At 71.5% G+C, this 22,966-nt stretch carries 21 protein-coding genes and 1 tRNA gene; 10 read left to right on the top strand and 12 right to left on the bottom strand.

The window, feature by feature from the left end; all coding sequences use genetic code 11:
- Positions 1–13: 13 nt before the first annotated feature.
- Positions 14–739 (top strand): class E sortase, encoded by a 726-nt coding sequence (locus tag OG594_RS01575; protein WP_266594711.1) that lies wholly within the window; start codon positions 14–16, stop codon positions 737–739.
- A 219-nt stretch (positions 740–958) separates the two neighbouring features.
- On the opposite strand, the gene pknB is transcribed toward OG594_RS01575, so the two are convergent.
- The 6 genes from pknB to OG594_RS01545 form a co-directional block, all read right to left on the bottom strand.
- The gene (pknB, locus tag OG594_RS01570; RefSeq protein WP_266594710.1) at positions 959–2,980 is read right to left on the bottom strand and encodes a Stk1 family PASTA domain-containing Ser/Thr kinase; all 2,022 of its coding nucleotides are present in this window, start codon (positions 2,978–2,980) and stop codon (positions 959–961) included.
- Between the two features lie 194 nt (positions 2,981–3,174).
- On the bottom strand, positions 3,175–4,641 hold the full coding sequence (locus OG594_RS01565) for a penicillin-binding protein 2 (RefSeq protein WP_266594709.1): 1,467 nt from the start codon (positions 4,639–4,641) through the stop codon (positions 3,175–3,177).
- Positions 4,638–6,062: an FtsW/RodA/SpoVE family cell cycle protein gene (locus OG594_RS01560; RefSeq protein WP_266594708.1), complete on the bottom strand. Its 1,425-nt coding sequence runs from the start codon at positions 6,060–6,062 to the stop codon at positions 4,638–4,640. The genes OG594_RS01565 and OG594_RS01560 overlap by 4 nt, the downstream gene beginning before the upstream one ends.
- Positions 6,063–6,096: 34 nt before the next feature.
- Positions 6,097–7,617: a PP2C family serine/threonine-protein phosphatase gene (locus OG594_RS01555; protein WP_323185150.1), complete on the bottom strand. Its 1,521-nt coding sequence runs from the start codon at positions 7,615–7,617 to the stop codon at positions 6,097–6,099.
- 93 nt (positions 7,618–7,710) lie between these two features.
- Positions 7,711–8,214: an FHA domain-containing protein gene (locus OG594_RS01550; RefSeq protein WP_030013067.1), complete on the bottom strand. Its 504-nt coding sequence runs from the start codon at positions 8,212–8,214 to the stop codon at positions 7,711–7,713.
- A 10-nt stretch (positions 8,215–8,224) separates the two neighbouring features.
- The gene (locus OG594_RS01545) at positions 8,225–9,082 is read right to left on the bottom strand and encodes a DUF3662 and FHA domain-containing protein (RefSeq protein ID WP_266594706.1); all 858 of its coding nucleotides are present in this window, start codon (positions 9,080–9,082) and stop codon (positions 8,225–8,227) included.
- Positions 9,083–9,375: 293 nt separating this feature from the next.
- Between OG594_RS01545 and OG594_RS01540 the strand changes: the two genes are divergently transcribed.
- From OG594_RS01540 to OG594_RS01510, 7 genes are all read left to right on the top strand, one after another.
- Positions 9,376–9,458, top strand: a tRNA-Leu gene (locus tag OG594_RS01540).
- A gap of 219 nt (positions 9,459–9,677) precedes the next feature.
- Complete coding sequence (locus tag OG594_RS01535) at positions 9,678–10,661, top strand: toxin glutamine deamidase domain-containing protein (protein WP_266594705.1); 984 nt, start codon at positions 9,678–9,680, stop codon at positions 10,659–10,661.
- A gap of 107 nt (positions 10,662–10,768) precedes the next feature.
- Positions 10,769–12,469: a sensor histidine kinase gene (locus tag OG594_RS01530; protein ID WP_266594704.1), complete on the top strand. Its 1,701-nt coding sequence runs from the start codon at positions 10,769–10,771 to the stop codon at positions 12,467–12,469.
- Positions 12,470–12,478: 9 nt separating this feature from the next.
- The gene (locus tag OG594_RS01525) at positions 12,479–13,138 is read left to right on the top strand and encodes a response regulator transcription factor (protein WP_323185149.1); all 660 of its coding nucleotides are present in this window, start codon (positions 12,479–12,481) and stop codon (positions 13,136–13,138) included.
- A gap of 57 nt (positions 13,139–13,195) precedes the next feature.
- Positions 13,196–14,596, top strand: coding sequence for a DUF2252 domain-containing protein (locus OG594_RS01520; RefSeq protein WP_266594703.1), 1,401 nt, complete (start codon positions 13,196–13,198; stop codon positions 14,594–14,596).
- A 159-nt stretch (positions 14,597–14,755) separates the two neighbouring features.
- Positions 14,756–15,517, top strand: a complete 762-nt coding sequence (locus OG594_RS01515) for a hypothetical protein (RefSeq protein ID WP_266602513.1) — start codon at positions 14,756–14,758, stop codon at positions 15,515–15,517.
- Positions 15,518–15,586: 69 nt separating this feature from the next.
- Positions 15,587–15,931, top strand: a complete 345-nt coding sequence (locus OG594_RS01510; protein WP_109779232.1) for a rhodanese-like domain-containing protein — start codon at positions 15,587–15,589, stop codon at positions 15,929–15,931.
- Positions 15,932–15,939: 8 nt separating this feature from the next.
- Here OG594_RS01510 and OG594_RS01505 read toward each other — a convergent pair whose 3' ends face one another.
- The 6 genes from OG594_RS01505 to paaA all read right to left on the bottom strand — a co-directional run bounded on the left by OG594_RS01505 (position 15,940) and on the right by paaA (position 20,859).
- On the bottom strand, positions 15,940–17,082 hold the full coding sequence (locus tag OG594_RS01505; RefSeq protein ID WP_266594702.1) for an acyl-CoA dehydrogenase family protein: 1,143 nt from the start codon (positions 17,080–17,082) through the stop codon (positions 15,940–15,942).
- 159 nt (positions 17,083–17,241) lie between these two features.
- A complete protein-coding gene (locus OG594_RS01500; RefSeq protein ID WP_266594701.1) occupies positions 17,242–18,345 on the bottom strand; it encodes a 2Fe-2S iron-sulfur cluster-binding protein in 1,104 nt (367 codons plus the stop codon).
- The gene (paaD, locus tag OG594_RS01495) at positions 18,346–18,852 is read right to left on the bottom strand and encodes a 1,2-phenylacetyl-CoA epoxidase subunit PaaD (protein ID WP_266594700.1); all 507 of its coding nucleotides are present in this window, start codon (positions 18,850–18,852) and stop codon (positions 18,346–18,348) included.
- Positions 18,846–19,589: a 1,2-phenylacetyl-CoA epoxidase subunit PaaC gene (gene paaC / locus OG594_RS01490; RefSeq protein WP_266594699.1), complete on the bottom strand. Its 744-nt coding sequence runs from the start codon at positions 19,587–19,589 to the stop codon at positions 18,846–18,848. The genes paaD and paaC overlap by 7 nt, the downstream gene beginning before the upstream one ends.
- Entirely contained in the window at positions 19,586–19,876 is a 291-nt protein-coding gene (gene paaB, locus OG594_RS01485) for a 1,2-phenylacetyl-CoA epoxidase subunit PaaB (RefSeq protein ID WP_266594698.1), read from the bottom strand. The genes paaC and paaB overlap by 4 nt, the downstream gene beginning before the upstream one ends.
- Positions 19,867–20,859: a 1,2-phenylacetyl-CoA epoxidase subunit PaaA gene (paaA, locus tag OG594_RS01480; RefSeq protein WP_266594697.1), complete on the bottom strand. Its 993-nt coding sequence runs from the start codon at positions 20,857–20,859 to the stop codon at positions 19,867–19,869. Before paaA ends, paaB begins: the two co-directional genes overlap by 10 nt.
- Positions 20,860–21,063: 204 nt before the next feature.
- Here paaA and OG594_RS01475 point away from each other — a divergent pair, with 204 nt between their 5' ends.
- Positions 21,064–21,726 carry a DUF5819 family protein gene (locus OG594_RS01475; protein WP_266594696.1) on the top strand — a complete coding sequence of 221 codons (663 nt, stop codon included), beginning with the start codon at positions 21,064–21,066 and terminating at the stop codon, positions 21,724–21,726.
- Positions 21,723–22,904, top strand: a complete 1,182-nt coding sequence (locus tag OG594_RS01470) for an HTTM domain-containing protein (RefSeq protein ID WP_266602511.1) — start codon at positions 21,723–21,725, stop codon at positions 22,902–22,904. The genes OG594_RS01475 and OG594_RS01470 overlap by 4 nt, the downstream gene beginning before the upstream one ends.
- Positions 22,905–22,966 lie beyond the last annotated feature (62 nt).

Here is a 22,966-nt window from a genome sequence, read left to right as displayed (position 1 = left end):
GGACGAATCAGCAGTGTCTCGTGCCCGCCGCCGCGCCGCGGCCCCGCCCGCCGGCAACCGCAGTGTGCTCGCCGGATTCCTGAGCCTGCTGGGCGAGGTCCTGATCACCGTGGGCCTGGTGCTCGGCCTGTTCGTGGCCTACTCGCTGTGGTGGACGAACGTGCTCGCCGACCGCCAGGCGGCGGCGCGCGGCGACGAGATCCGCCAGCAGTGGCAGACCCCCTCCCCGCAGGCCGCCGCACCCGGGGCGCTGGACACCCAGGGCGGCGTCGGCTTCCTGCACGTACCGGCGATGAAGAACGGCGAGGTGCTCGTCAAGCCGGGCACCGACCCGGACACCCTCGACGACGGCGTGGCCGGGTACTACAAGGAGCCGGTGAAGTCCGCGCTGCCGTGGGACGAGAAGGGCAACTTCGCGCTGGCCGCGCACCGGGACGGCCACGGGGCGAAGTTCCACAACATCGACAAGGTGAAGAGCGGCGACGCGATCGTCTTCGAGACGCGCGACACCTGGTACGTCTACAAGGTCTTCGCGGAGCTGCGCCAGACCTCGAAGTACAACACCGACGTGATCAACGCCGTCCCCAAGGACTCGGGGAAGACCGCCCCCGGCCGGTACGTCACGCTCACCACCTGCACGCCGGTCTACACCTCGAAGTACCGGTACGTCGTGTGGGGCGAGCTGGTCCGGACGGAGAAGGTGGACGCGAAGCGGACCCCGCCGGCCGAGCTGCGCTGAGCGCCCCCGGGCCCGGAGCGGACCCCGGCCCCACCAGGAGGCCCCAGAAGGCCCCTGTGGGCGCCGCTGACGCCTCCTGAGTCCCAGGAGGCCCACGCATCCCGGATCCGGCCGCAGGCGGCCGCACAGTGACGCGACGCACGAAGGTCCGGCCCCCTCCCGGGAACGGGAGGGGGCCGGACCTTCGTGCGTCGTGGCCGCGACTACGACGGGGGCGCGCTAGCCGCCCAGGCCGCCGAAGCCGCCGCCGTTGTTGTTGCCGCCCTGCTGCTGGCCGCCGCCGCCGAAGGCGATCAGGTTCACGGTCTGGCCCGTGTTGACCTGGGTCCCCGGCTGCGGGTCGGAGCGCACGACGATCGCGTTGCCGTCCGTCGCGCCGGTGACGATGCCGAGCCGGAGGTTGGCACGCTTCAGCTCGTCCTTGTACTGGTCCACGGTGAGGCCGGCGAAGTTGGGCACCGCGGTCTGCGTCGAGGCCTTGGCGATGGTGACGTTCACCGTCTTGCCCACCTCGAGCTGCTGGCCCGCCGCGAACTGCTGATCGACGACCGTGCCCGGTGCGGCTCCGGGCTGCTCGTTCTCCGTCACGCTGCCGAGCCTGAGCTTGGCTTCCGTGAGCGCCTTGATCGCCTCGTCCTTCGTCTTGCCCCTGAGTTCGGGCACGTCGGCCTTGGTGATCTCCTTGGCGACGGTCAGCGTGACGACGCTGTTGCGCTCCGCCTCGCCGCCGTTCGGGGTCTGCTCGAGGACGGTTCCGGCGGCGCGCACGGACTCCTGGGGCTTGCGGTCGACCTGCAGCCCCTTCTCCTTGAGCAGCTTCTCCGCGTCCTCGAACTTGAGGTTGACCACGCTGGGGACCGCCACCTTGGGCGCACCCGTGGAGATCGTCACCGTGATGGGGGTGCCGTCATCGACCTTGGTGTCGGCCGCGGGTTCCTGCTTGCAGACGTTGCCCTTGGGCTGGTCGTCGCAGGGTGCGTCGGGGCCCTTGACGACCTTGAGGCCGACGGCGTCGCCGCTCTTCTGCGCCCGTTCGAGGGTCTGGCCGATGAGCTTGGGCACGGTCGGCCGGTTGTCGGCGGTGTCGCGGAAGAGGGTCTGGCCGATGAGGATCGCGCCGACCAGGACGAGGATGCCCGCCGCGACGAGCAGGACGGTGGACGCCTTGCTCTTCTTCTGGCGGCGGTTCGCGCCCTGGTCGTAGCCGCCGTGGCCCTGGTCGCCGTAGCCGTATCCGCCGTCGCCCGGGGGCATGGGCGGCATCATCGACGTCTGGGCGCCGGGGTCGGCGGTGCGCAGGGCGGCGGTGGGCTGGTCGTAGCCCTGGGGTCCGTAACCGTGGCCCTGGTCGGGATAGCCGTAGCCGCCGGTCGCGCCCATGGCCGCCGCGGCGGCGACGGGCTGGCCGTCGAGGCAGGCCTCGATGTCGGCGCGCATTTCGTCGGCCGACTGGTAGCGGTAATCGGGGTCCTTGACCAGTGCCTTGAGGACGATGGCGTCCATCTCGGGCGTGATCTCGGGATCGAAGTTCGACGGCGGCTGCGGCTCTTCCCGTACGTGCTGGTAGGCGACGGCCACGGGGGAGTCACCGACGAACGGGGGCCGGACGCAGAGCAGCTCGTAGAGCAGGCAGCCCGCGGAGTAGAGGTCGGAGCGCGCGTCGACCTGCTCGCCCTTGGCCTGCTCGGGCGAGAGGTACTGGGCGGTGCCGATGACGGCGGCCGTCTGCGTCATGGTCATGCCGGAGTCGCCCATGGCGCGGGCGATGCCGAAGTCCATGACCTTGACCTGGCCGGTGCGGGTCAGCATCACGTTGGCGGGCTTGATGTCGCGGTGCACGATGCCGGCGCGGTGCGAGTACTCCAGGGCCTGGAGGATGCCGATGCACATCTCCAGGGTGCGCTCGGGCAGCAGCTTGCGGCCCGAGTGCAGCAGCTCGCGCAGCGTGGAACCGTCGACGTACTCCATCACGATGTACGGGATGGAGATGTTGTCGACGTAGTCCTCGCCGGTGTCGTAGACCGCGACGATCGCCGGGTGGTTCAGCGACGCGGCCGACTGGGCCTCGCGCCGGAACCGGGCCTGGAAGGACGGGTCACGGGCGAGGTCGGCGCGCAGGGTCTTGACGGCGACGGTACGGCCGAGCCGGGTGTCGTGAGCGAGGTAGACCTCGGCCATGCCACCACGGCCGAGCACGTGGCTCAGCTCGTACCGGCCGCCGAGGCGACGCGGCTCTTCCATAACGTTGCAGCCCTCTCCGTCAGTCCCGACCGCACCTGTGTGTGGTCCGGCGGTGTGCTGTTCGCGCAAAGGCTACCGGCCGATCGTCGGTGATCGGTTCGTGGCCACAGGCTGATACTGGACCGGTACCGTACGCGCGGACGCGGCGGAATTCTGTGATGTGAGTCACTGAACTCCGGCCCGTCGTCCCTCGATCACCCCTGGCTGTTCAGTACCGCCTGCATGACCGCCTTGGCCACGGGAGCGGCCAGACCGCCACCGCTGATGTCCTCGCGCTCCGCCTCGCTGTCCTCGATCACGACGGCGACGGCGACGGGCGAGGTCTTGTCCTGGTTTTCGGCGTAGGAGATGAACCAGGCGTAGGGGCGCTTCTTGTTGCCCTCGCCGTGCTGCGCCGTACCGGTCTTGCCGCCGACCGTGACGTCCTTCATCTTGGCCTTGGTGCCGGTGCCGTGCTCGACGACGTTGACCATCATCTGCTGCACCTTCTCCGCGTTGGCGGCGGAGAGCGGCCGGCTCATCTCCTGCGGCTCGTGCCTCTCGATGATGTCCAGGTTGGGGGCCGTGAGATTGTCCACCATGTACGGCTTCATCAGCTTGCCGTCGTTGGCGATCGCGGCGGTGACCATGGCCATCTGGAGCGGGGTGGCGGCGGTGTTGAACTGCCCGATGGAGCTCTGGGCGTTGCCGTCCTTGCCCATCTTCTTGTCGTAGATGCTGGCGAACGCGCGGACCGGGATGTCGATCTTGTCGTTGTTGAACCCGAACTTCTCCGAGGTCTCCACCATCTTGTCGCGGGTGACCTTGTCGCCCATGTTCGCGAAGACGGAGTTGCAGGAGACCTCGAGGGCCTTGTTCAGGCTGGCCTTCTCGCAGCCCGCGGCGTGGTTGACCATCACGGTCTTGGTGCCCGGCAGGAAGTACGGCTCGGGGGTGTCCGTGGGGGCGTTGATGTCCTGGACGACGCCGTGCTCGAGGGCGGCTGCCGCGGTGACCACCTTGAAGGTGGAGCCCGGCGGGTACGTCTCGCGCAGGGCGCGGTTGACGAGGTTCTTGTCCTCGCTGTCCTTCAGCTCGACCCAGGCCTTCTCGTCGTCCTTGGAGTTGCCCGCGAAGCGCGAGGGGTCGTACGAGGGCGTGGAGACCAGGGCCAGGATGGCGCCGGTGCGCGGGTCGATGGCCGCGACGGCGCCCTTCTTCGTGCCCAGCGCCTCGAAGGCGGCCTTCTGGGCTTCGGGGTTCAGCGTGGTGACGACGTTGCCGCCCTGCTTCTTCTCCCCGGTGAACATGCCGATGGTGCGGTCGAAGAACAGCCGGTCGTCGTTGCCGGTGAGGATGCCGTCCTCGAGGGATTCCAGCTGGGTGGAGCCGAAGGCCTGCGAGGCGTACCCGGTGACGGGAGCCCAGAGCTCGCCGTTCGTGTAGGTCCGCTTGTACTTGTAGTCACTGCCGTCGGTCACCTTGGAACCGGTGATCGGCTCGCCGCCCTTGACGATGATGTTGCCGCGCTCGGTCGCGTACTGGGCGATCTGGACCCGTCGGTTCTCCTTGCGGGTGCTGAGCTCCTCGGCCTGCACGTACTGCAGCCAGTTGGTGCGGATCAGCAGGGCGAGGACGAGCAGCCCGCAGAACAGCGAGATGCGGCGCAGGGGCTTGTTCATGACGGACGGACCACCTGGGTCATCTCGGAGTCGGGGGACGGGGCGGGGGCCGGTGCGGGGCGGCGTGCGGTGTCGCTGATCCGGATGAGGATGGCGATGAGGATCCAGTTCGCGAGGACGGAGGAACCGCCGGACGCGAGGAAGGGCATCGTCATGCCGGTGAGGGGGATGAGGCCCATGACGCCGCCGGCGACCACGAAGATCTGGAGCGCGAAGGCGCCGGAGAGGCCGATGGCGAAGAGCTTGCCGAAGGGGTCGCGGGCGGCGAGCGCGGTGCGCACGCCCCGTTCGATGATGAGCCCGTAGAGCAGCAGGAAGGCCATCACGCCGGCGAGGCCGAGTTCTTCGCCGACGGTGGAGAAGATGAAGTCGGAGTTGGCGGCGAAGCCGATCAGGTCGGAGTTGCCCTGGCCCCAGCCGGCGCCGAGGACGCCGCCGGAACCGAAGCTCATGATCGACTGGCCGACCTGCTCACAGGCGCCCGAGGTGGCGTAGCAGCCGAAGGGGTCGAGCCAGGCGTTGACACGGGCCTGGACGTGGCTGGCGAAGGTGCCGACGACCACGGCGCCGCCCACCGACATCAGCAGGCCGATGACGATCCAGCTGGTGCGCTCGGTGGCCACGTACAGCATGATCACGAACATGCCGAAGAAGAGCAGCGAGGTGCCGAGGTCGTTCTCGAAGACGAGGACGAGCAGGCTCATCGCCCAGATCATCAGGATCGGGCCGAGGTCGCGGCCGCGCGGCAGGTAGAGGCCCATGAAGCGGCGGCTGGCCAGGGCGAGCGCGTCGCGCTTCACCATCAGGTAGCCGGCGAAGAAGATCGCGATGACGATCTTCGCGAACTCGCCGGGCTGGATGGAGAAGCCGCCCACGCTGATCCAGATCTTCGCGCCGAAGACGTCGGCGCCCAGACCCGGGACGACGGGCAGGATCAGCAGGACCAGGGCGCCCGCCATCGAGATGTACGTGAATCTCTGCAGGACGCGGTGGTCCTTCAGGACCAGCAGGACGGCGGCGAACAGGGCGATGGCGAGCGCCGTGTACATCATCTGGCGCGGCGCGGAGGGGGAGAACGCGCCGAAGGACCGCTTGGCGAGGTTCTGCAGGCGCTCGGACTGGTCCAGGCGCCAGATCAGGACGAGGCCCAGCCCGTTGAGCAGGGTCGCCAGCGGCAGCAGCAGCGGGTCGGCGTACTTGGCGTACCGGCGCACGACGAGGTGCGCGATCCCGGCGAGGGCGCCGAGGCCGAGGCCGTAGAGCACCATGCCGGGGGGCAGGGTGCCGTTGATCGCGAGGCCCACGTTGGCGTAGGCGAACATCGGGATGAGCACGGCGAAGCCGAGCAGCAGGAGTTCGGTGTTCCGCCTGCTCGGCAGCTCGATGGCGCCGATGGTGGTCGTATTGGTGACTACGCTCATGGTGTGGCAGGCCCCCTGCGCCCGCGTATGTCTACTACTTCCCGCACAGCCCGACCAGTTGCTGCTCCTCGGGAGTCAGGCTGGGGGCGGGCGTCTGGCTGTTCTGCGCCTCGGCGTTGCGGCGCTCCTCGTCCTTCTTGCAGGCGGACACCTGGACACCGAGGTCGTCGAGCTTCTTGCGCGCGGCGTCGAAGCTGTTCTCGCTGATGGTGGCCTCGACCAGCTTCTGCTTGAAGGGCGGCAGGTACTTCAGTTCGATGTCGGGGCGGTCGGTCTCCACCTTGGAGAGCTCCAGCGGCCCCAGCTTCGGGCTGATGCCGCGGAAGAGCGCGACGTGCTCGCCCTTCACGCCCACGTAGAACTGGGTCTGGGTCCAGCGCCAGCCCGCGTAGAGGCCGCCGCCGATGACGCCGGCGACGATGAGCAGGGTCAGCGTACGGGTGGTCCACTTGCGCCCTTTGCTGCGGCGCCTGCGGGGGTGGTTGTACGTGTCCTCGTAGCCCGGGTCGGCGGTGTAGGCGTCGGCTTCGCCGAAGGTGCCGTAGCCGTTGCCGCCCTGGGCCTGGCCCTGGTCGGAGTAGCCGTAGCCGGGGGCGTCGCCGCTGCCGGGGGGGCCGAAGGCGCCGGCGGGGGGCTGGCCCCGGCGGCCGAGGCCCGAGGCCCGGCCGGCCGGGGTCTGCATGGCGTTGCCGCTGTCGAAGAGCTGGTGCTGGTTCTCGGCGACCGCGCCGACGACCACCGGGGTGTCACTGACCTGGGCGGCGAGGGTGTCGCCGCTGTCGGTGTCGAGGACGTCGGCGACGATGCAGGTGATGTTGTCGGGTCCGCCGCCGCGCAGGGCGAGCTGGATCAGCGACTGCACGGTCTCGCGGGGACCGTGGTAGTCGGCGAGGGTCTCTTCCAGGGTCTGGTGCGAGACGACGCCGGACAGCCCGTCGGAGCAGATCAGGTAGCGGTCACCGGCTCGGACCTCACGGATGGAGAGGTCGGGCTCGACGATGTCGCCGCTGCCGAGCGCGCGCATCAGGAGGGAGCGCTGCGGGTGGGTGGTGGCTTCTTCCTCCGTGATGCGCCCCTCATCGACGAGGCGCTGCACCCAGGTGTGGTCCTGGGTGATCTGGGTGAGGACGCCGTCGCGGAGCAGATAGGCGCGGGAGTCGCCGACGTGGACGAGGCCGAGGCGCTGGCCGGTCCACAGCAGGGCGGTCAGCGTGGTGCCCATGCCCTCGAGCTGGGGGTCCTCCTCGACCATCACGCGCAGCTGGTCGTTGGCGCGCTGCACGGCCGTGGCCAGGGAGGTGAGGATGTCGGAGCCCGGGACGTCGTCGTCGAGCTGTACGAGGGTGGAGATCACCTCGGAGCTCGCGACCTCGCCGGCGGCCTGGCCTCCCATGCCGTCGGCGATCGCGAGGAGCCGGGGACCGGCGTAACCGGAATCCTCGTTGCCCTCGCGGATCATGCCCTTGTGTGATCCGGCGGCGAACCGCAGGGACAGACTCATGCGCACCTGCCCTGTCGACGAAGCTGCCTCCGGGTACAACCGGTCTCGAGCCACACTGCCCACCCTCCGGTCGGGAGCGCGCTCGGGTCCGTGTCCTCGGTGGGACGGATCACCGCCGCGCGCTCGCTCCGCTCGCTCATTCTCGTACTACTTCCGCAGCTCGATGACGGTCTTGCCGATGCGGATCGGTGCGCCCGGCGGAATGGGCGTCGGGGTGGTCAGCCGGGTCCGGTCGAGATACGTGCCGTTGGTGGACCCGAGATCCTCGACGATCCACTGGCCGTCACGGTCGGGATAGATCCTGGCATGGCGGCTGGACGCGTAGTCGTCGTCCAGCACGATCGTGGAGTCGTGCGCGCGGCCCAGCGTGATCGTCTGGCCGGCGAGGGCCACCGTGGTTCCCGTGAGGATGCCCTCGGAGACGACGAGTTTGGTGGGTGCGCCGCGCCGCTGGCGCTGCTGTGGAGGCGTGGCCTGGCGGCCCGCCTGCTGCGGGGCGCCGCCGGCGCCTCCGCCTCCACGACGGGACCCGCGCTGGGTCACGCGCGTCCCGAAGAGATCGCTGCGGATGACCTGTACGGCCACGATGACGAACAGCCACAGAACGGCCAGGAAACCCAACCGCATGACCGTCAGGGTCAGCTCTGACATTGCCCCCGCTTCACCCTTCGGCTTGCCGGTAAATGATGGTGGTGCTGCCCACGACGATCCGCGAGCCGTCGCGGAGCGTAGCGCGGGTGGTGTGCTGCCCGTCCACCACGATGCCGTTGGTGGACCCGAGATCCTGGATCGTCGAGGGCGTTCCGGTCCGGATCTCACAGTGCCGGCGGGATACGCCGGGGTCGTCGATCCGCACGTCGGCTTCCGTGCTTCGGCCGAGTACGAGCGTGGGGCGCGAGATCTGGTGGCGGGTGCCGTTGATCTCGATCCAGTGGCGCCGGGCGCCGCCCGGGCCGGCCGCGGGGGCCGGTCCGCCGGGCCCGCCGGGAACGGGCCGCCGGGCGCCGGGTCCGCCCGGGGGCGGGGCGCTCGGCATGGGCGGGGCCGCGACCGGGGGATATCCGTAGCCGCCCTGCGGCTGGTTCTCCGGCGGGTAGCCGTAGCCGCCCTGTGGTGAGGGCGGTCCTGCCTGCGGCTGGGAGGTGCTGGAGGCGAGGGTGCGGCTGCGGACCCGGTAGAGCCCGGTGTCGAGGTCGTCGGCCTTCTCCAGGTGGACCTTGATGGGGCCCATGAAGCTGTAGCGCTGCTGCTTGGCGTAGTCGCGGACGAGGCCCGCGAGCTCGTCGCCGAGCTGCCCGGAGTAGGGGCTCAGGCGGTCGTAGTCACCGGCGCTGAGCTCGACGATGAAGTCGTTGGGGACGACGGTCCGCTCGCGGTTCCAGATGGTGGCGTTGTTGTCGCACTCCCGCTGGAGGGCTCCGGCGATCTCCACCGGCTGGACCTCGGACTTGAACACCTTGGCGAAGGTGCCGTTCACCAGACCTTCGAGTCGCTGCTCGAACCGCTTCAGAACTCCCATGGGGCACCTCCTCCGTCGCTGTCGCCCTGTACTGCTTACTGATCGTATCCACGCGTGGCGGATTCGGGTGGTTCCCCATCGTTCCTGTGAGGACGAGTGTTGGTCCTCACAAGCGATCGTAGGGGCGCTCCAGGGACAGTGTCCCGCACCGGGAGCGGAGTGCGGGAGGGGCCGTCTGCGGCGGGCCGAGGGGGTGCCGGGAAAGCGATGTGAATCCTCCCCGTTCTCCGTGCTAATGTTTCGACGTCGCCAGGGGAAAGGCCCGAAAGGGAAGATCCACTGGGGCGCTACTCGGGCGAGTGGCGGAACGGCAGACGCGCTGGCTTCAGGTGCCAGTGTCCTTCGGGACGTGGGGGTTCAAATCCCCCCTCGCCCACATCGACGAGACGGTCGTCACTGCGAAAGCGGTGGCGGCCGTTTCGTGTTTTCCCCGGGAGCGTGTGTGACGTACGTCCCTCCTCGGGGCCCCTGAGCTGTGGTCTTTCCGCAGGACCTGGTTAGGGTGATCCAACTGTCCGCATCACGGGACGAGTTGTGTCCGCATGACGTGCGGGACCGCTCGTGTCCCTCCGGCCGACACCGTCAGGATCCAGACATGCTCACGTCGAACGAGGCCGTCGAAGCGGCCCGGGCCCGTCTTGAGCAGGCGTTCGCCTCGGAGCCGTGGACGGTCGTGCTGCGGCCGGAGCTCACCCAGGAGCACGAGGTGGCCTGGATCGTCCGGTACGACGCCCAGGAGGGCACCGCCGCCGGGCATCCCCCGGTGGGTCCGTTCCACAGCGTGGTGATCGTGCCCAAGGACGGGTTCCGGGCGGACTTCCCGCCGACGCACCTGCCCCTCGACGAGTACCTGGCCTACGTGCGCCACGGCGGCTGGGAGCGGGCCGGCACGGCGAAGACCTCGAAGGCCGCTCCGTGGCAGACCGCGCTGGAGTGGCTGCTGTCGACGTACGGCGGGCTCGTCGAGCTGGTGGGCATCGAGCCCGTCGCCGAGGACGCCGGGACCAGGCTGTTCGCCTGTCGGAGCATCGAGCGGCCGGGCCGTGCGCGCACGCCGATGCTGGCGGCGTCGCTCGTGGTGCCCAAGGACCACGGGGAGCCCTTCCACCCCGCCTCGAACGATCCCTGGGGCGACGCCTCGGCCTACACGCACGATCCGGTCGAGCGCGACCCGCAGGCGCAGGCGTGGCGGCTGAACGCGCGCGGCTGCGTGGTCGCGACGGCCGCCGCGCTCGCGGGCGGTCCCTCGTCGCCGCTGCCGTGGCAGCCGGCGCACGAGGCGCCCGGCTGGTGGGAACTGCTGCTGCACCGCCACTTCCCGGCCGCGCGCGAGCTGCGGTGCGCGAGCTGGGACGAGGTGATCGCGCGGGCCGAGGAGACCGGACCGGACACCCGGGGCGTGGTGTGGGTGCGGCGGGCCATCGGCGCCGCCGAGGTCAGCGGGCACCTGCTGTACGTGCACCACGACGGCCGTCGGGTGGTGTTCCTGGACGGGACGACCGGCGGGCCGGCCCGGCTGGACCGGGTCGCCGTGCTGGAGCTGGTCTTCGCCCGCGTCGCGGGCCCGACGGGACGGTGAAGGCGGGCCCGGCCGGCAGGGGGACGGGACACCGGTCGACTTTCGTCGTGCGGGGCGAGACGAAAGAGGGCGGTCGGGCCGCGGTGCGGGTGTTTAGGGTCGGGCGCGTGGATGCGAAGGCGAAGACGCGGGCCGGCTGGGACTGGCTGAGGGGCCCGGAGCCGTGGACCCGGCGGATGCTGGCGGGGGACCTGGCGCTCGGCGGCGTGCTGGCCATACTCGGCCTGGGCATCGAGGAGGTCAGCAACGCCTCCGGGCAGCGCATGCTGCTCGGCGCCGCGGCCGCGGTGCTGCTGACGCTGATGCGCCGCAGGCTGCCCGCCAGCACGCTCGTGATCGCCTCGGGCTTGGCCAACTTCCTGCCCGGGTCCTTCTTCGTCCTGCCCCTCCTGGGGTGGTCGGCCGGGCGGCGGATCATCGGGGTGGGCCGGGCCCTGGCCGCCTTCACGCTCGCCTTCGTGGCGGCGATCGGCTGCGGCGTGGTGGACCAGTGGGCGCAGATGCAGCCGCTGCTGGTGATCGTGTTCTCCACGCTGATGTTCCTGGCGACGACCGTGATGCCGGGTCTGGCCAGCCGGTACTGGTCGCAGCGCCGCACGCTGCTGCGCGCGCTCCAGGAACGCAACGGTCAATTGCTGCGCGAGCGGGCCATGGTCGCCGGGCAGGCGAGGCTGCGCGAGCGCCAGCGCATCGCCCAGGACATGCACGACAGCCTCGGTCACCAGCTGGCCCTGATCTCCGTGCACACCGGGGCGCTGGAGGTGGATCCGCAGCTCACCGACCGCCAGCGCGAGGCGGTGGGGGTGCTGCGGCAGGCCTCGGTGGCCGCGATGCACGAGCTGCGCGAGGTCGTCGGCATCCTGCGCGACGGGGTCGAGGCGCCCGCGCCCGTGGAGGAGGCCCAGCCCGCGGCGCGCGGGGTGGCCGGTATCGCCGGGGTCGTGGAGGCGGCGCGGGGCTCGGGCACCGACGTACGGCTGACCACGTCGGGGCAGCCGAGGCCGCTGGTCGCGGCGTGCGATCACGCCGCGTACCGGATCGTGCAGGAGGCCCTGACGAACGCGTACAAGCACGCGCCGGGGGCGTCGATCACGGTGGAGCTGCGGTTCGAGGACGACTCGCTGGTGGTGGAGATCGCCAACGGGCCGTCGGCCGGTCCGGCCGCCGACGAGGTGGTCTCGGGCGGGCAGGGCCTGACGGGGCTGCGCGAGCGGGCCCGGCTGGTCGGCGGGATGGTGCACGCGGGCCCCGTCGAGGGCGGCGGGTTCCGGGTGGCCGGGGTCCTTCCGTACGGGGCGGAGCCGGCCGGTGTGGTGGACGTGGCCGACGACTTCGGGCAGCAGGCCAACGCGTACGCGCGCGGTCCGCTGCCGGGCCACGGCGGCGAGCAGCCGATGGACTGGGGGGCGGTGGACCGGGAGCTGGCCGTGCGCGTGCCCAGCCGTTCCGGTGGCGTCGCGGTGGGCTGCGGGATCGCGTTCGCGGCGGTGGTGCTGCTGGTGATCGTGTTCGGCGCCGGAGTGGTGCTGCTGTTGGACTCGGCGAGTGACGCGATGATCGACCGGGCCGAGTTCGACGCCGTGCACGTGGGCGAGTCGGAGCAGTCCGTCCGCGACCGGCTGCCGACCGGGGAGAACTTCATGACCGCCGGGGCCGCCCGCAAGGGGCCGCCGAGGCCGGCGGGCTCGGAATGTCTGGCCCTGCTGGCCGAGAATCAGCCGAGCGCCGTGGGAACGGACCGGATCTTCCGGTTCTGCTTCCAGGACGGCAAGCTCGTGGAAAAGCAGGAGTACGAGGTCAAGCAGTAGGAGCGCGGGGTGACAGCCGAAGTGATCAGAGTGGTGATCGCCGACGACGAGCCACTGATCCGGGCCGGGATCAGGATGATCCTGACCTCGGCGCCGGACATCGAAGTCGTCGCGGAGGCGGCCAACGGTAGGGAGGCGGTGGACCTGGCCCGTTCGCACGCGCCTGACGTGATGCTGCTGGACATCCAGATGCCGGTGATGGACGGGCTGACGGCGTTGGGGGAGCTACGGCGGGCCGTGCCGCAGGTGCGGGCGCTGATCCTGACCACCTTCGGCGAGAAGGAGAACGTGCTGCGGGCGCTGGGCGAGGGCGGCGCGGGATTCCTGCTGAAGGACTCGGCGCCGGGCGAGCTGATCGGGGCGGTCCGGGCGGCCGCGGCCGGGGACGCCTACCTCTCGCCGGGGGCGACCCGGCACGTGGTGGACCAGTTGGCGTCCGGGAAGGCCGCCGTGCGCGGTGAGGTGGCCCGGCGTCAGGTGGCGGAGCTCAGCGACCGCGAGCGCGGTGTGCTCGCGCTGCTCGGCGAGGGGCTGTCCAACGCGGAGGCGGGCCGGCGGCTGCACATGAGCGAGGCGACCGTGAAGACGTACGTGAGCCGGATCCTGGCGAAGCTGGACTGCGAGAACCGGGTGCAGGCGGCACTGCTGGCCAGGGACGCCGGGCTGTAGATACGGTCAGCCCGTTCGAGAAGCGATCAATGAAGTGAACGGGTGGGGGCGGCGTCGATGGCGGCGATGACGGGGCAGCGGATTCCGGACGTGGCGGGCTTCGCGCCGAGGGTGGCGGCCGGCTCGCCGAAGGAGGAGGGCAAGGCCCTGCGCGCCCGCCTGCCGAGGTCGGCGCACGCCGCCTTCGTGGCGCCGGCCGGGCGGCCCGACGCCGTGCGCGCGGTGAAGGAGTCCAACGCCGGGCGGGTCGCCGAGCTGACTCCGATACGGGTCGGCCGGATGGCCGCGAACCCCTTCGCGTTCCTGCGCGGGGCCGCCGGGCTGATGGCCCACGACCTGTCCGGCGGTCCGGTGACCGGGGTCGGCGCGCAGATCTGCGGCGACGCGCACGCGGCGAACTTCGGTCTGTACGGGGATGCCCGCGGGCGGCTCGTCATCGACCTCAACGACTTCGACGAGACCGTGTTCGGCCCGTGGGAATGGGACGTGAAGCGGCTGGCGGCCTCGCTGGTGCTGGCGGGCCGGGTGGCCGGCGCCGACGAGGACACCTGCCGGGCGGCCGCGCTCGACGCGGTCGGCGCCTACCGGCGCACCATGCGGCTCCTGTCCAAGCTGCCCGCGCTCGACGCGTGGAACGCCATCGCCGACGAGGAACTGGTCTCGCACGCCGACGCCCGTGATCTGCTGGGCACGCTGGAGCGGGTCTCGGAGAAGGCGCGCAACAACACCTCCGCGCGGTTCGCCGCCAAGTCCACGGAGATAGGGGCGGACGGCGGCCGCCGCTTCGTCGACGCGCTGCCCGTGCTGCGCCGGGTCGGGGACGCGGAGGCGGCGGCCGTGGCGGCCTCGCTCGGCCCCTACCTACAGACGCTCCAGGGCGACCGGCTGCCGCTGCTGGCCCGGTACGCGATCCAGGACGTGGCCTTCCGCGTGGTGGGCACCGGCAGCGTCGGCACCCGCTCGTACGTGGTCCTGTTGTTGGACCACCGGGGCGAGCCGCTGGTGCTCCAGGTCAAGGAGGCGCGGCCCTCGGTGCTGCTGCCGCACCTGCCCGGGCTCGGCTTCGTCTCGGCGCCGGAGGAGCACGAGGGCCACCGGGTGGTGGCCGGGCAGAAGCGGATGCAGGTGGTCTCCGACATCATGCTGGGCTGGACCACGGTGGAGGGCCGCCCCTTCCAGGTGCGACAGTTCCGCAACCGCAAGGGCAGCGTGGATCCGGCGGCGCTGGCCGCCCCGCAGATCGACGACTACGGGCGGATGACCGGCGCCCTGCTGGCCCGGGCGCACGCGCACAGCGTCGACCCGCGGCTGCTGGCCGGGTACTGCGGGAAGAACGACGAGCTGGACGAGGCGATGGCGACCTTCGCCGTGGCCTACGCCGACCGTACCGAGGCCGATCACGCCGACCTGGTGACGGCGGTGCGGGCCGGCCGGATCGCGGCGGAGACCGGGGTCTGAGGGCCCTGTCGCCGCGGGCGGTGTTTCACGTGAAACACCGCCCGCGCGGACGGGCCGTAGGCTGGCCGGGTGAGCGAGCAGACCGAGCAGCCTGAGCAGACAGTCCCCGGTGATTCCGGTGACTCCTCCGTCACCGGTGAGGAGCGCCCGGAGGCGCGCCTGGAGCGGGCCGTGCGGGCCGCCGAGCAGGCGCTGATCGAGTTCGAGATCGCGGTGGAGACCTTCCGGGTGGAGGTGGAGAACTTCTCCCGCCTGCACCACCAGAAGCTCGGCCCCATGTACACGCGGCTCGACGAGCTGGACGCCCTGATCGCCGAGGCGAAGGCGTCTCGCAGCGGCGATCCCGAGGACGTGCGACGGGCGCAGGAAGCGCGCTCGCTGGTCATGCCGATGCCCGGGGTGGACGAGCTGTTCCACGACTGGCTGGGCTCGGACGGGATCTCCGACGACGCCTCCGCGATGCTGACCGACCGGCCCGTGCGGCCGCCGGAGCGGGTGCGGCCCTCGGAGGAGGTGCGCCGCCTCTACCGCGAGCTGGTCCGTCAGGCCCACCCCGACCTCGCCCAGGAGGAAGGCGAACGGGAGCGGCGCGACGCGTTCATCGCGCGGGTCAACGCGGCCTACGGGCGCGGTGACGAGGGGCTGCTGCGCGAGCTGGCCGAGGAGTGGGCGGCCGGACCGGTGCCCGAGGCGGCGGTACCGGGCGAGAGCGACGAGCTGTACGCCCGGCTGGAGTGGCTGGCGCGCCGCAAGGAGCTGCTGTCGCTCGTCGCCAAGGAGCTGGAGGAGAGCGCGATCGGGTCGATGCTGCGGATGGCGCCCGAGGACCCCGACCGGCTGCTGGAAGAGATCGCGGAGCAGTTGCTCGCGCAGGTCTCCGAGCGCGAGGCGGAGCTGGCGGCGGAGCTCGCCGCCGAGTGAGCCCGGTCCGCCCGTACCGGGTGGTCGGATAGGTTGGCAGCAGATTCGTGAAGAGAGAAGGCGACAGCTATGAACTTCGGACCGCTCCCCTCGGTGGACGCCACCGCGGTGCCCTCCGAAGGCTTTGTCCTCGACGTCCGTGAGGACGACGAATGGGCGGCCGGCCACGTCGAGGGTGCCCTGCACATCCCGATGAGCGATTTCGTGGCCCGCTTCGGTGAGCTGACCGAAGCCGTCGAGGACGGCCGCCGGGTGTACGTGATGTGCCGGGTCGGCGGGCGTTCCGCGCAGGTCACCCAGTACCTGGTGCGCCAGGAGATCGACGCGGTGAACGTCGACGGCGGGATGCAGGCCTGGGACGGTGCCGGGCGCCCGATGGTGACGGACAACGGGAACCCGGCCTTCGTGCTCTAGGTGTCCGCTCAGGCGAGGGGGTGGGCGGCCAGCAGGTCGCCCAGGGCCTCCTCGTGCGCGGCCGCCGGGCCGAGCTGGAGCTCCAGCTGTTTGGCCCAGGCGTGGTAGCGGTGCAGCGGGTAGTCGGTGTCGGCGCCGAAGCCGCCGTGCAGGTGCTGGGCGGTCTGTACGACCCGGCGTACGCCCTCCGAGGCCCAGATCTTGGCGACCGCGACATCACCTGAGACGGGCAGCGGCCCCCCGGCGCCGCCGGTCGCGGCGTCGAGCCGCCAGGCGGCCTGCCACAGGGTGGCCTCCATGGCGCGCAGGTCGATGTACCGGTCGGCCGCCTGGACGGCGACGGCCTGGAAGGTGGCCACCGGAAAGCCGAACTGTTCGCGCTTGGCGGTGTACCCGCTGGTCATGGTGAGGACGTTCTCGCCGAGTCCGAGCGCCAGCGCGCAGGTCCCGGTGGCGAGGAGCTGGCGCAGCCGTTCCCAGGCTCCCGGGGTTTCGATGAGGTGCGTCCCGGCCACCCGCACGCCGTCGAGGGCGAGTTCGGCGAGCCGCTCCCCACTGGTGGAGACCTGCTCGGCGAGGGCCAGCCCTTCGGCCCCCCGTGGAACGAGCGCGAGGACGGCCTCGCCCCCGCCGGTGTGCGCGGGTACGGCGATCCAGTCGGCGCCGTGCGCCCAGGGGACCGCGGTCTGCGTGCCCTCCAGGATCCACGTCTCGCCCTCGCGGCGGGCGATGACGGCGAGTTCGGCCGGGTCGTGGCCGGAGCGCCCGTGGGCGGCGGCGGTGAGCACGAGCGTGCCGCGCCCCGCGGCGGGCAGCAGCGCGGCGGCCAGTTCGGGACTGCCGTGGGCCTGCACGGCCATGGCGGTGGCGCAGTGTTCCAGCAGCGGGACCCGTGCCAGCACCTTGGCGGCTTCGCGCAGCACCAGGCACAGGGCGACGGCGTCCAGGCCCGCTCCCCCGTGCTCTTCGGCGAGGACCAGGCCCAACAGGTCCGATGCGGCGAGCTTGGCCCACAGCGGGCGGTCGAAGTCGTCGGCGACGGCCCCCGGGGTCAGTGCGGGGCTGGGCACGCCGTCGGGCGCGACGTCCGCGAAGACGGCACGGGCCGCCTCGACGGCGGCCTGCTGCTCCTCGGTGAAGGTGAAGTCCACTGCCTGTCCTCCCGCACGGTCGGGTCTGACGGTGTCGCGTCTGGCGGTGTCGCATCTGACGGTGTCACATCTGACGGTGCGTCAAGATAGAACAGGTTCTTGAAAATGGACAGGCCCCTGTCGTGGGACAGGGGCCGGACCCGAGGGACGTCGTCCCGCTCAGCGGTCGAAGTCGATCTCCACTTCCTCCGTGACCGGGTGCGACTGGCAGGCCAGGACGAATCCGGCCTCCGTCTCCTCGGCCTCCAGCGCGAAGTTGCGCTCCATCCGGACCTCGCCCGAGACCACGAAGGCCCGGCAGGTGCCGCAGACGCCGCCCTTGCAGGCGTACGGGGCGTCCGCGCGGTTGCGGAGCACCGCGTCCAGCAGGGACTCGCCGTCCTGGACCGGCCAGGTGCCCGAGCGGCCGTCGAGCCGGGCGGTGACCCGCCCGTGCGCCGGGGCCGGGGAACCCGCGGGGCGGGCCGTCGGGGTGGTGTCCTCGACGTGGAAGATCTCCTCGTGCACCCGGGTGCGTGCGACGCCGAGCGTGCCCAGGGCCCGCTCCGCGCCCTGCACCAGGCCGTACGGGCCGCACAAGAACCAGCCGGTCACCTCCGTCACCGGCAGCAGCGCGGGCAGCAGGGCCGCCAGCCGCTCCTCGTCCAGTCGACCGGAGGGCAGCCCGGACTCCTGCTCCTCCCGGGAGAGGACCGTCACCAGCTGGAACCGCGACGGATACCGGTCCTTGAGGTCGGCGACCTCCTCCAGGAACATCGTCGAGGCCGCCGTACGGTCGCTGCGCACGAGGCAGAAACGGGCATCGGGCCGGGCGGCCAGCAGGCTCGCCGCGATCGACAGCACGGGCGTGATGCCGCTGCCGCCGACGATCGCCGCGTAGTGCCCCGAGGCCGGGGCGGCGGCGGGCTCCAGCACGAAGCGCCCGGCCGGGACCATGACCTCCAGCACGTCCCCGGCGGCGATCTCCTTGTGGGCGAAGGTGGAGAACTCGCCGCCCTCCACCAGCCGCACCCCGACCCGCAGCCGCTCCGGGCCGGGGCCGTCCGCGGACGGTGCCGGGGAGCAGATCGAGTAGGTGCGGCGGACCTCGGCGCCGCCCTCGGGGGCGGCGCGGCGCAGCGTCAGGTGCTGGCCCGGGGCGTGCCGGTAGTCCTCGCGCAGCTCCTCGGGAACCCGCAGGGTCAGTGCCACCGAGTCGTCGGTGAGCCGGTCGACAGCCGCCACCGTCAGCGGGTGGAACGCGCCGTGGCGGGGGGCGGCCATCTAGAGCTCCTTGAAGTGGTCGAACGGTTCGCGGCAGGCGGTGCAGCGACGCAGCGCCTTGCACGCGGTGGAGGAGAAGCGGCTGAGCAGCTCGGTGTCGGTCGATCCGCAGTTCGGGCAGCGGACCGACAGGGTCAGCGGGACCGGTCCGCCGGCCGAGTGCGGCCGGGGCGGGGCGATGCCGAATTCGGCGAGCTTGCGGCGGCCCTCGGCGCTGATGTCGTCGGTCGACCAGGCGGGGGCCAGCACGGTGATCACCCGCACCTCGGGGATGCCGTGGCCGGTCAGGGCCCGCTCGATGTCGGCGGACATCGCTTCGATGGCCGGGCAGCCGGTGTAGGTCGGGGTCAGGGTGACCTCGGCGTGGCCGTCCTCGTGCATCCGCACCCCGCGCACCACACCGAGCTCACCGAGGGTGAGCACGGGCAGCTCCGGGTCCGGGACGGAGCCGGCCAGCGCGGCCAGTTCCGCCTCCAGGCGGGTCGTTCCGGCGTCGGTGGTCACCATGAGGCCCCCGGGTGGCTGCGGTGCAGGTGCTGCATCTCCGCGAGCATCCGGCCGAAGGACTCGGTGTGCAGGCCCTGGCGTCCGGCCCCGGCCGCCCAGGCGCCGGTGCGCGGCCCCTGGGGCAGGTCGAGGCCGGCCTGGTCCAGTACGCCGGTCAGCGCGGCCAGCCAGCGCTCCTCCAGGGCGGTCAGGTCCAGGCCGTCGAGGCCCTCCACCGGCTGGAACATCTCGCCGGTGTACTTCCACAGCGCGTCGAGGGCCGCCCGCATCCGGCTGCGGCTCTCCTCGGTGCCGTCCCCGAGCCGCAGGGTCCACTGCTCGGCGTGGTCGCGGTGGTACGCGGTCTCCTTGACGGCCTTGGCCGCCAGCGGCGCGAACGGGCCGTCCCCGCGGGCGAGCTCCCCGTAGACCTCGTGCTGGTAGAAGGAGAAGTAGAGCTGGCGGGCGATGGTGTGGGCGAAGTCGCCGTTCGGCTGCTCGACCAGCTGGAGGTTGCGGAAGGACCGCTCCTCGCGCAGGTACGCCAGCTCGTCCTCGTCGCCGACCATGGACAGCAGGATCCGGGCCTGGCCGAGCAGGTCGAGGGCGATGTTGGCGAGGGCGACCTCCTCCTCCAGGACGGGGGCGTGTCCGGCCCATTCGCCGAGGCGGTGGGAGAGGATCAGCGCGTCGTCGCCGAGCGCGAGTGCCGCCGCGGCGCCGGCGCCGGTGAGGCGCGTGGTGTCGGTGCTGGTCACAGGTGGCTCACCCCCTCCGGGATGTCGTAGAAGGTGGGATGCCGGTACGGCTTGTCGGCGGACGGCGCGAAGAAGGGGTCCCGCTCGTCCGGCGAGGAGGCGGTGATCTCGGTGGAGGGCACCACCCAGATCGAGATGCCCTCGCCGCGCCGGGTGTAGAGATCGCGGGCATTGCGCAGGGCCATCTCCGCGTCGGGGGCGTGCAGGCTGCCCGCGTGCGTGTGCGAGAGGCCGCGGCGCGAGCGCACGAAGACCTCCCACAGGGGCCAGTTCTGCGTCATACCCATGCCTCCTCGTTCTGTCCGGCGTGCTTCGCCGCTTGCTGTGCCACCTGCTGTGCCGTCTGCTTGCGCGCGTACGCGGCGGCCGCGTCGCGCACCCAGGCGCCTTCCTCGTGGGCCTTGCGCCGCTGGCCGATCCGCTGCTCGTTGCAGGGGCCGTTGCCCTTGAGCACGTTCCAGAACTCGGCCCAGTCGATGGCGCCGAAGTCGTGGTGGCCGCGCTCCTCGTTCCACTTCAGGTCCGGGTCGGGCAGGGTCAGACCGAGGGACTCGGCCTGCGGGACGGCGATGTCCACGAACCGCTGGCGCAGCTCGTCGTTCGAGTGCCGCTTGATGCGCCAGGCCATCGACTGGGCCGAGTGCGCCGACTCGTCGTCCGGCGGGCCGAACATCATCAGCGACGGCCACCACCACCGGTCCACCGCGTCCTGGGCCATCGCGTGCTGTTCCTCGGTGCCGCGGGAGAGGGCGAGGAGCAGCTCGTACCCCTGGCGCTGGTGGAAGGACTCTTCCTTGCAGATCCGGACCATCGCGCGGGCGTAGGGCCCGTAGGAGCAGCGGCAGATCGGCACCTGGTTGGTGATCGCCGCGCCGTCCACGAGCCAGCCGATGGCGCCGACGTCCGCCCAGGTCAGGGTGGGGTAGTTGAAGATCGAGGAGTACTTCTGCTTGCCCGAGTGGAGCTTGTCGAGCAGCTCGTCGCGGCTGGTGCCGAGGGTCTCGGCCGCGCTGTAGAGGTACAGCCCGTGGCCGGCCTCGTCCTGGACCTTGGCCATCAGGATCGCCTTGCGGCGCAGCGAGGGCGCGCGGGTGATCCAGTTGGCCTCGGGCTGCATCCCGATGATCTCGGAATGGGCGTGCTGGGCCATCTGGCGCACCAGGGAGGCGCGGTACTCGTCCGGCATCCAGTCGCGCGGCTCCACGCGCTCGTCGGCCGCCACGGCCGCGTCGAATGCCGCCGCGAGCTGTGCGCCCAGGTCAGCAGTCATGCCTGTCCCGTCCGTCCCGTCTGTCCCGAGGGCCGTGTCCGGCCCCGTCTCCGGGGTCACTGCCACCATTCCGGCCCCCTGCCAGAGTCCGCTGTCCGCCCGACCGACCGATCGTTCGGTTCATTCGCTTCAATGGTGAGACGGCGGCCCGTAGGGTGTCAACCTCTGAGGTCAACCCTGTGGATGCCGGACGATCGGGTGGGGATGGATTCGAACGAGCACGAGCCCGCCGAAGGGGCCGCTCCGCCACCCCCGCGGGCGCCCGGAATCGCCGGTCTGTCCGCCCCGTACCGGGTCCTGGCCGCCCTGGCCCTGGGGGTGATCGCGGTCGCCGCCTGCGTGCACCTCGCGCTCGTCTTCCTGCACGTGGCCCCGAGCAACACCCTCAGCAAGCAGCACGCGAAGACGATCGACGCCTGGGTCTACCCCGAGTTCGAACAGAACTGGAAGCTGTTCGCCCCCAACCCGCTTCAGCAGAACATCGCGGTGGAGGCGCGCGCGGAGGTCAGGGACGCCGGCGGCGAGGTGGTCACCACCCCCTGGCACGACCTGAGTGCCGAGGACGGCGAGGCCATCCGGCACAGCCTGCTGCCGAGCCACACCCGGCAGAACGAGCTCCGCCGCGCCTGGGACTTCTTCACCGGCTCCCACGACGAGGACAACAGGCCGAACGGCGAGCGCGGGCAGCTGTCCGAGGAGTACCTCCGGCGGATCGCGCTGAACAGGTTCCCCCCGCAACCGCGGGACGGGACCGTCCTGCGGATCCAGCTGCGCTCGGCGACCACGGCGCTGCCCGCGCCGAAGTGGAGCACCGAGACCACCGACACCCAGACCTACTACCGGGAGCTGCCGTGGTGGACGGTGTGAGGCGCGCCCGCGGGGCGGCGGGCCGGGCGGTCGCGCAGATCACCGGGCAGGCGCTGGGCCCGTACCAGAGCGCCGTGGTCCGCATCGGTTTCGCCGCGACCTGGCTCTTCTTCCTGCTGCGCGAGTTCCCGAACCGCGCCGAGCTGTACGGGCCGGACGGGCCGTGGAGCTGGCACCTCGCGGAGCGGCTGATCGATTCCAACCACGCCTTCACGGTGCTGATGTGGTCGGACTCGACGCTGTGGTTCGAGCTCGTCTACGCGGTGTCCGTGCTGGCGAGTGCGGGGCTGATGCTGGGCTGGCGGACGCGGGCGACGTCCGTGGTCTTCATGGTCGGCGTGCTGTCGTTGCAGAACCGCAGCGTGTTCATGGGCGACGGCGGGGACAACGTCATCCACCTGATGGCGATCTACTTGGTGCTGACCCGGTGCGCGCAGGTCTGGTCGCTGGACGCGCGCAGGGCCCGTACGCACGGCTCGGCCACGGCCGGGGCGGCCGGGCCGGTGCTGTGGGGCGTGCTGGGCGCGGTGTTCGTCTTCGGAGGGGGCACCGGCCGGTTCGGCTACGGCTGGCTGGCGGCGTTCGCGGCGGTGTGGGTGGTCTGCGGGCTGTGGTGGCTGGTCGACCGCCACGAGCCGGAGGGCGAGGCGCGGGCGTTCCTGGACGTCCTGGCCAACCTGCTGCACAACGCGGGCATGCTGGTGATCATGGCGGAGGTCTGCCTGATCTACGCGACGGCGGGCTGGTACAAGATCCAGGGGTCCCGGTGGCAGGACGGGACGGCCCTGTACTACCCGCTGGGGCTGGACTACTTCACCCCGTGGCCGGCGCTGTCGGCGCTGGTGGCCGGGAGCGGGACGCTGGTGATGCTGCTGACGTACGGGACGGTGGTGGTGCAGGTCGCGTTCCCGTTCACGCTGTTCAACCGGCGGATCAAGAACGTGCTGCTGGCGTTGATGATGCTGGAGCACGTGGGGATCGCGGTGCTGCTGGGGCTGCCGTTCTTCTCGTTGGCGATGATCGCCGCGGACGCGGTGTTCCTGCCGACCGGGTTCCTGGTGTGGCTGGGGGCGCGGGCCGCTGCGCGGGGCCGGCGGGCGCGGGCGGTGGAGCCGGTGGCGGATCCCGCCGAGCCGGTGGCGGTGCCGGTGTCCGTGCCGGTGCCGGAGCAGCGCTGACGGTGCCCTGCGGCCCGGCCTCCCGGGGCTCCGCCCCGGACCCCGCGCCTCAAACTCCCCCG

This window comes from Streptomyces sp. NBC_01214, from assembly GCF_026340975.1.
Taxonomy (GTDB): domain Bacteria; phylum Actinomycetota; class Actinomycetes; order Streptomycetales; family Streptomycetaceae; genus Streptomyces.
Note: the sequence above shows the minus strand (reverse complement) of the source record. Positions and strands in the feature narration are given on the sequence as shown.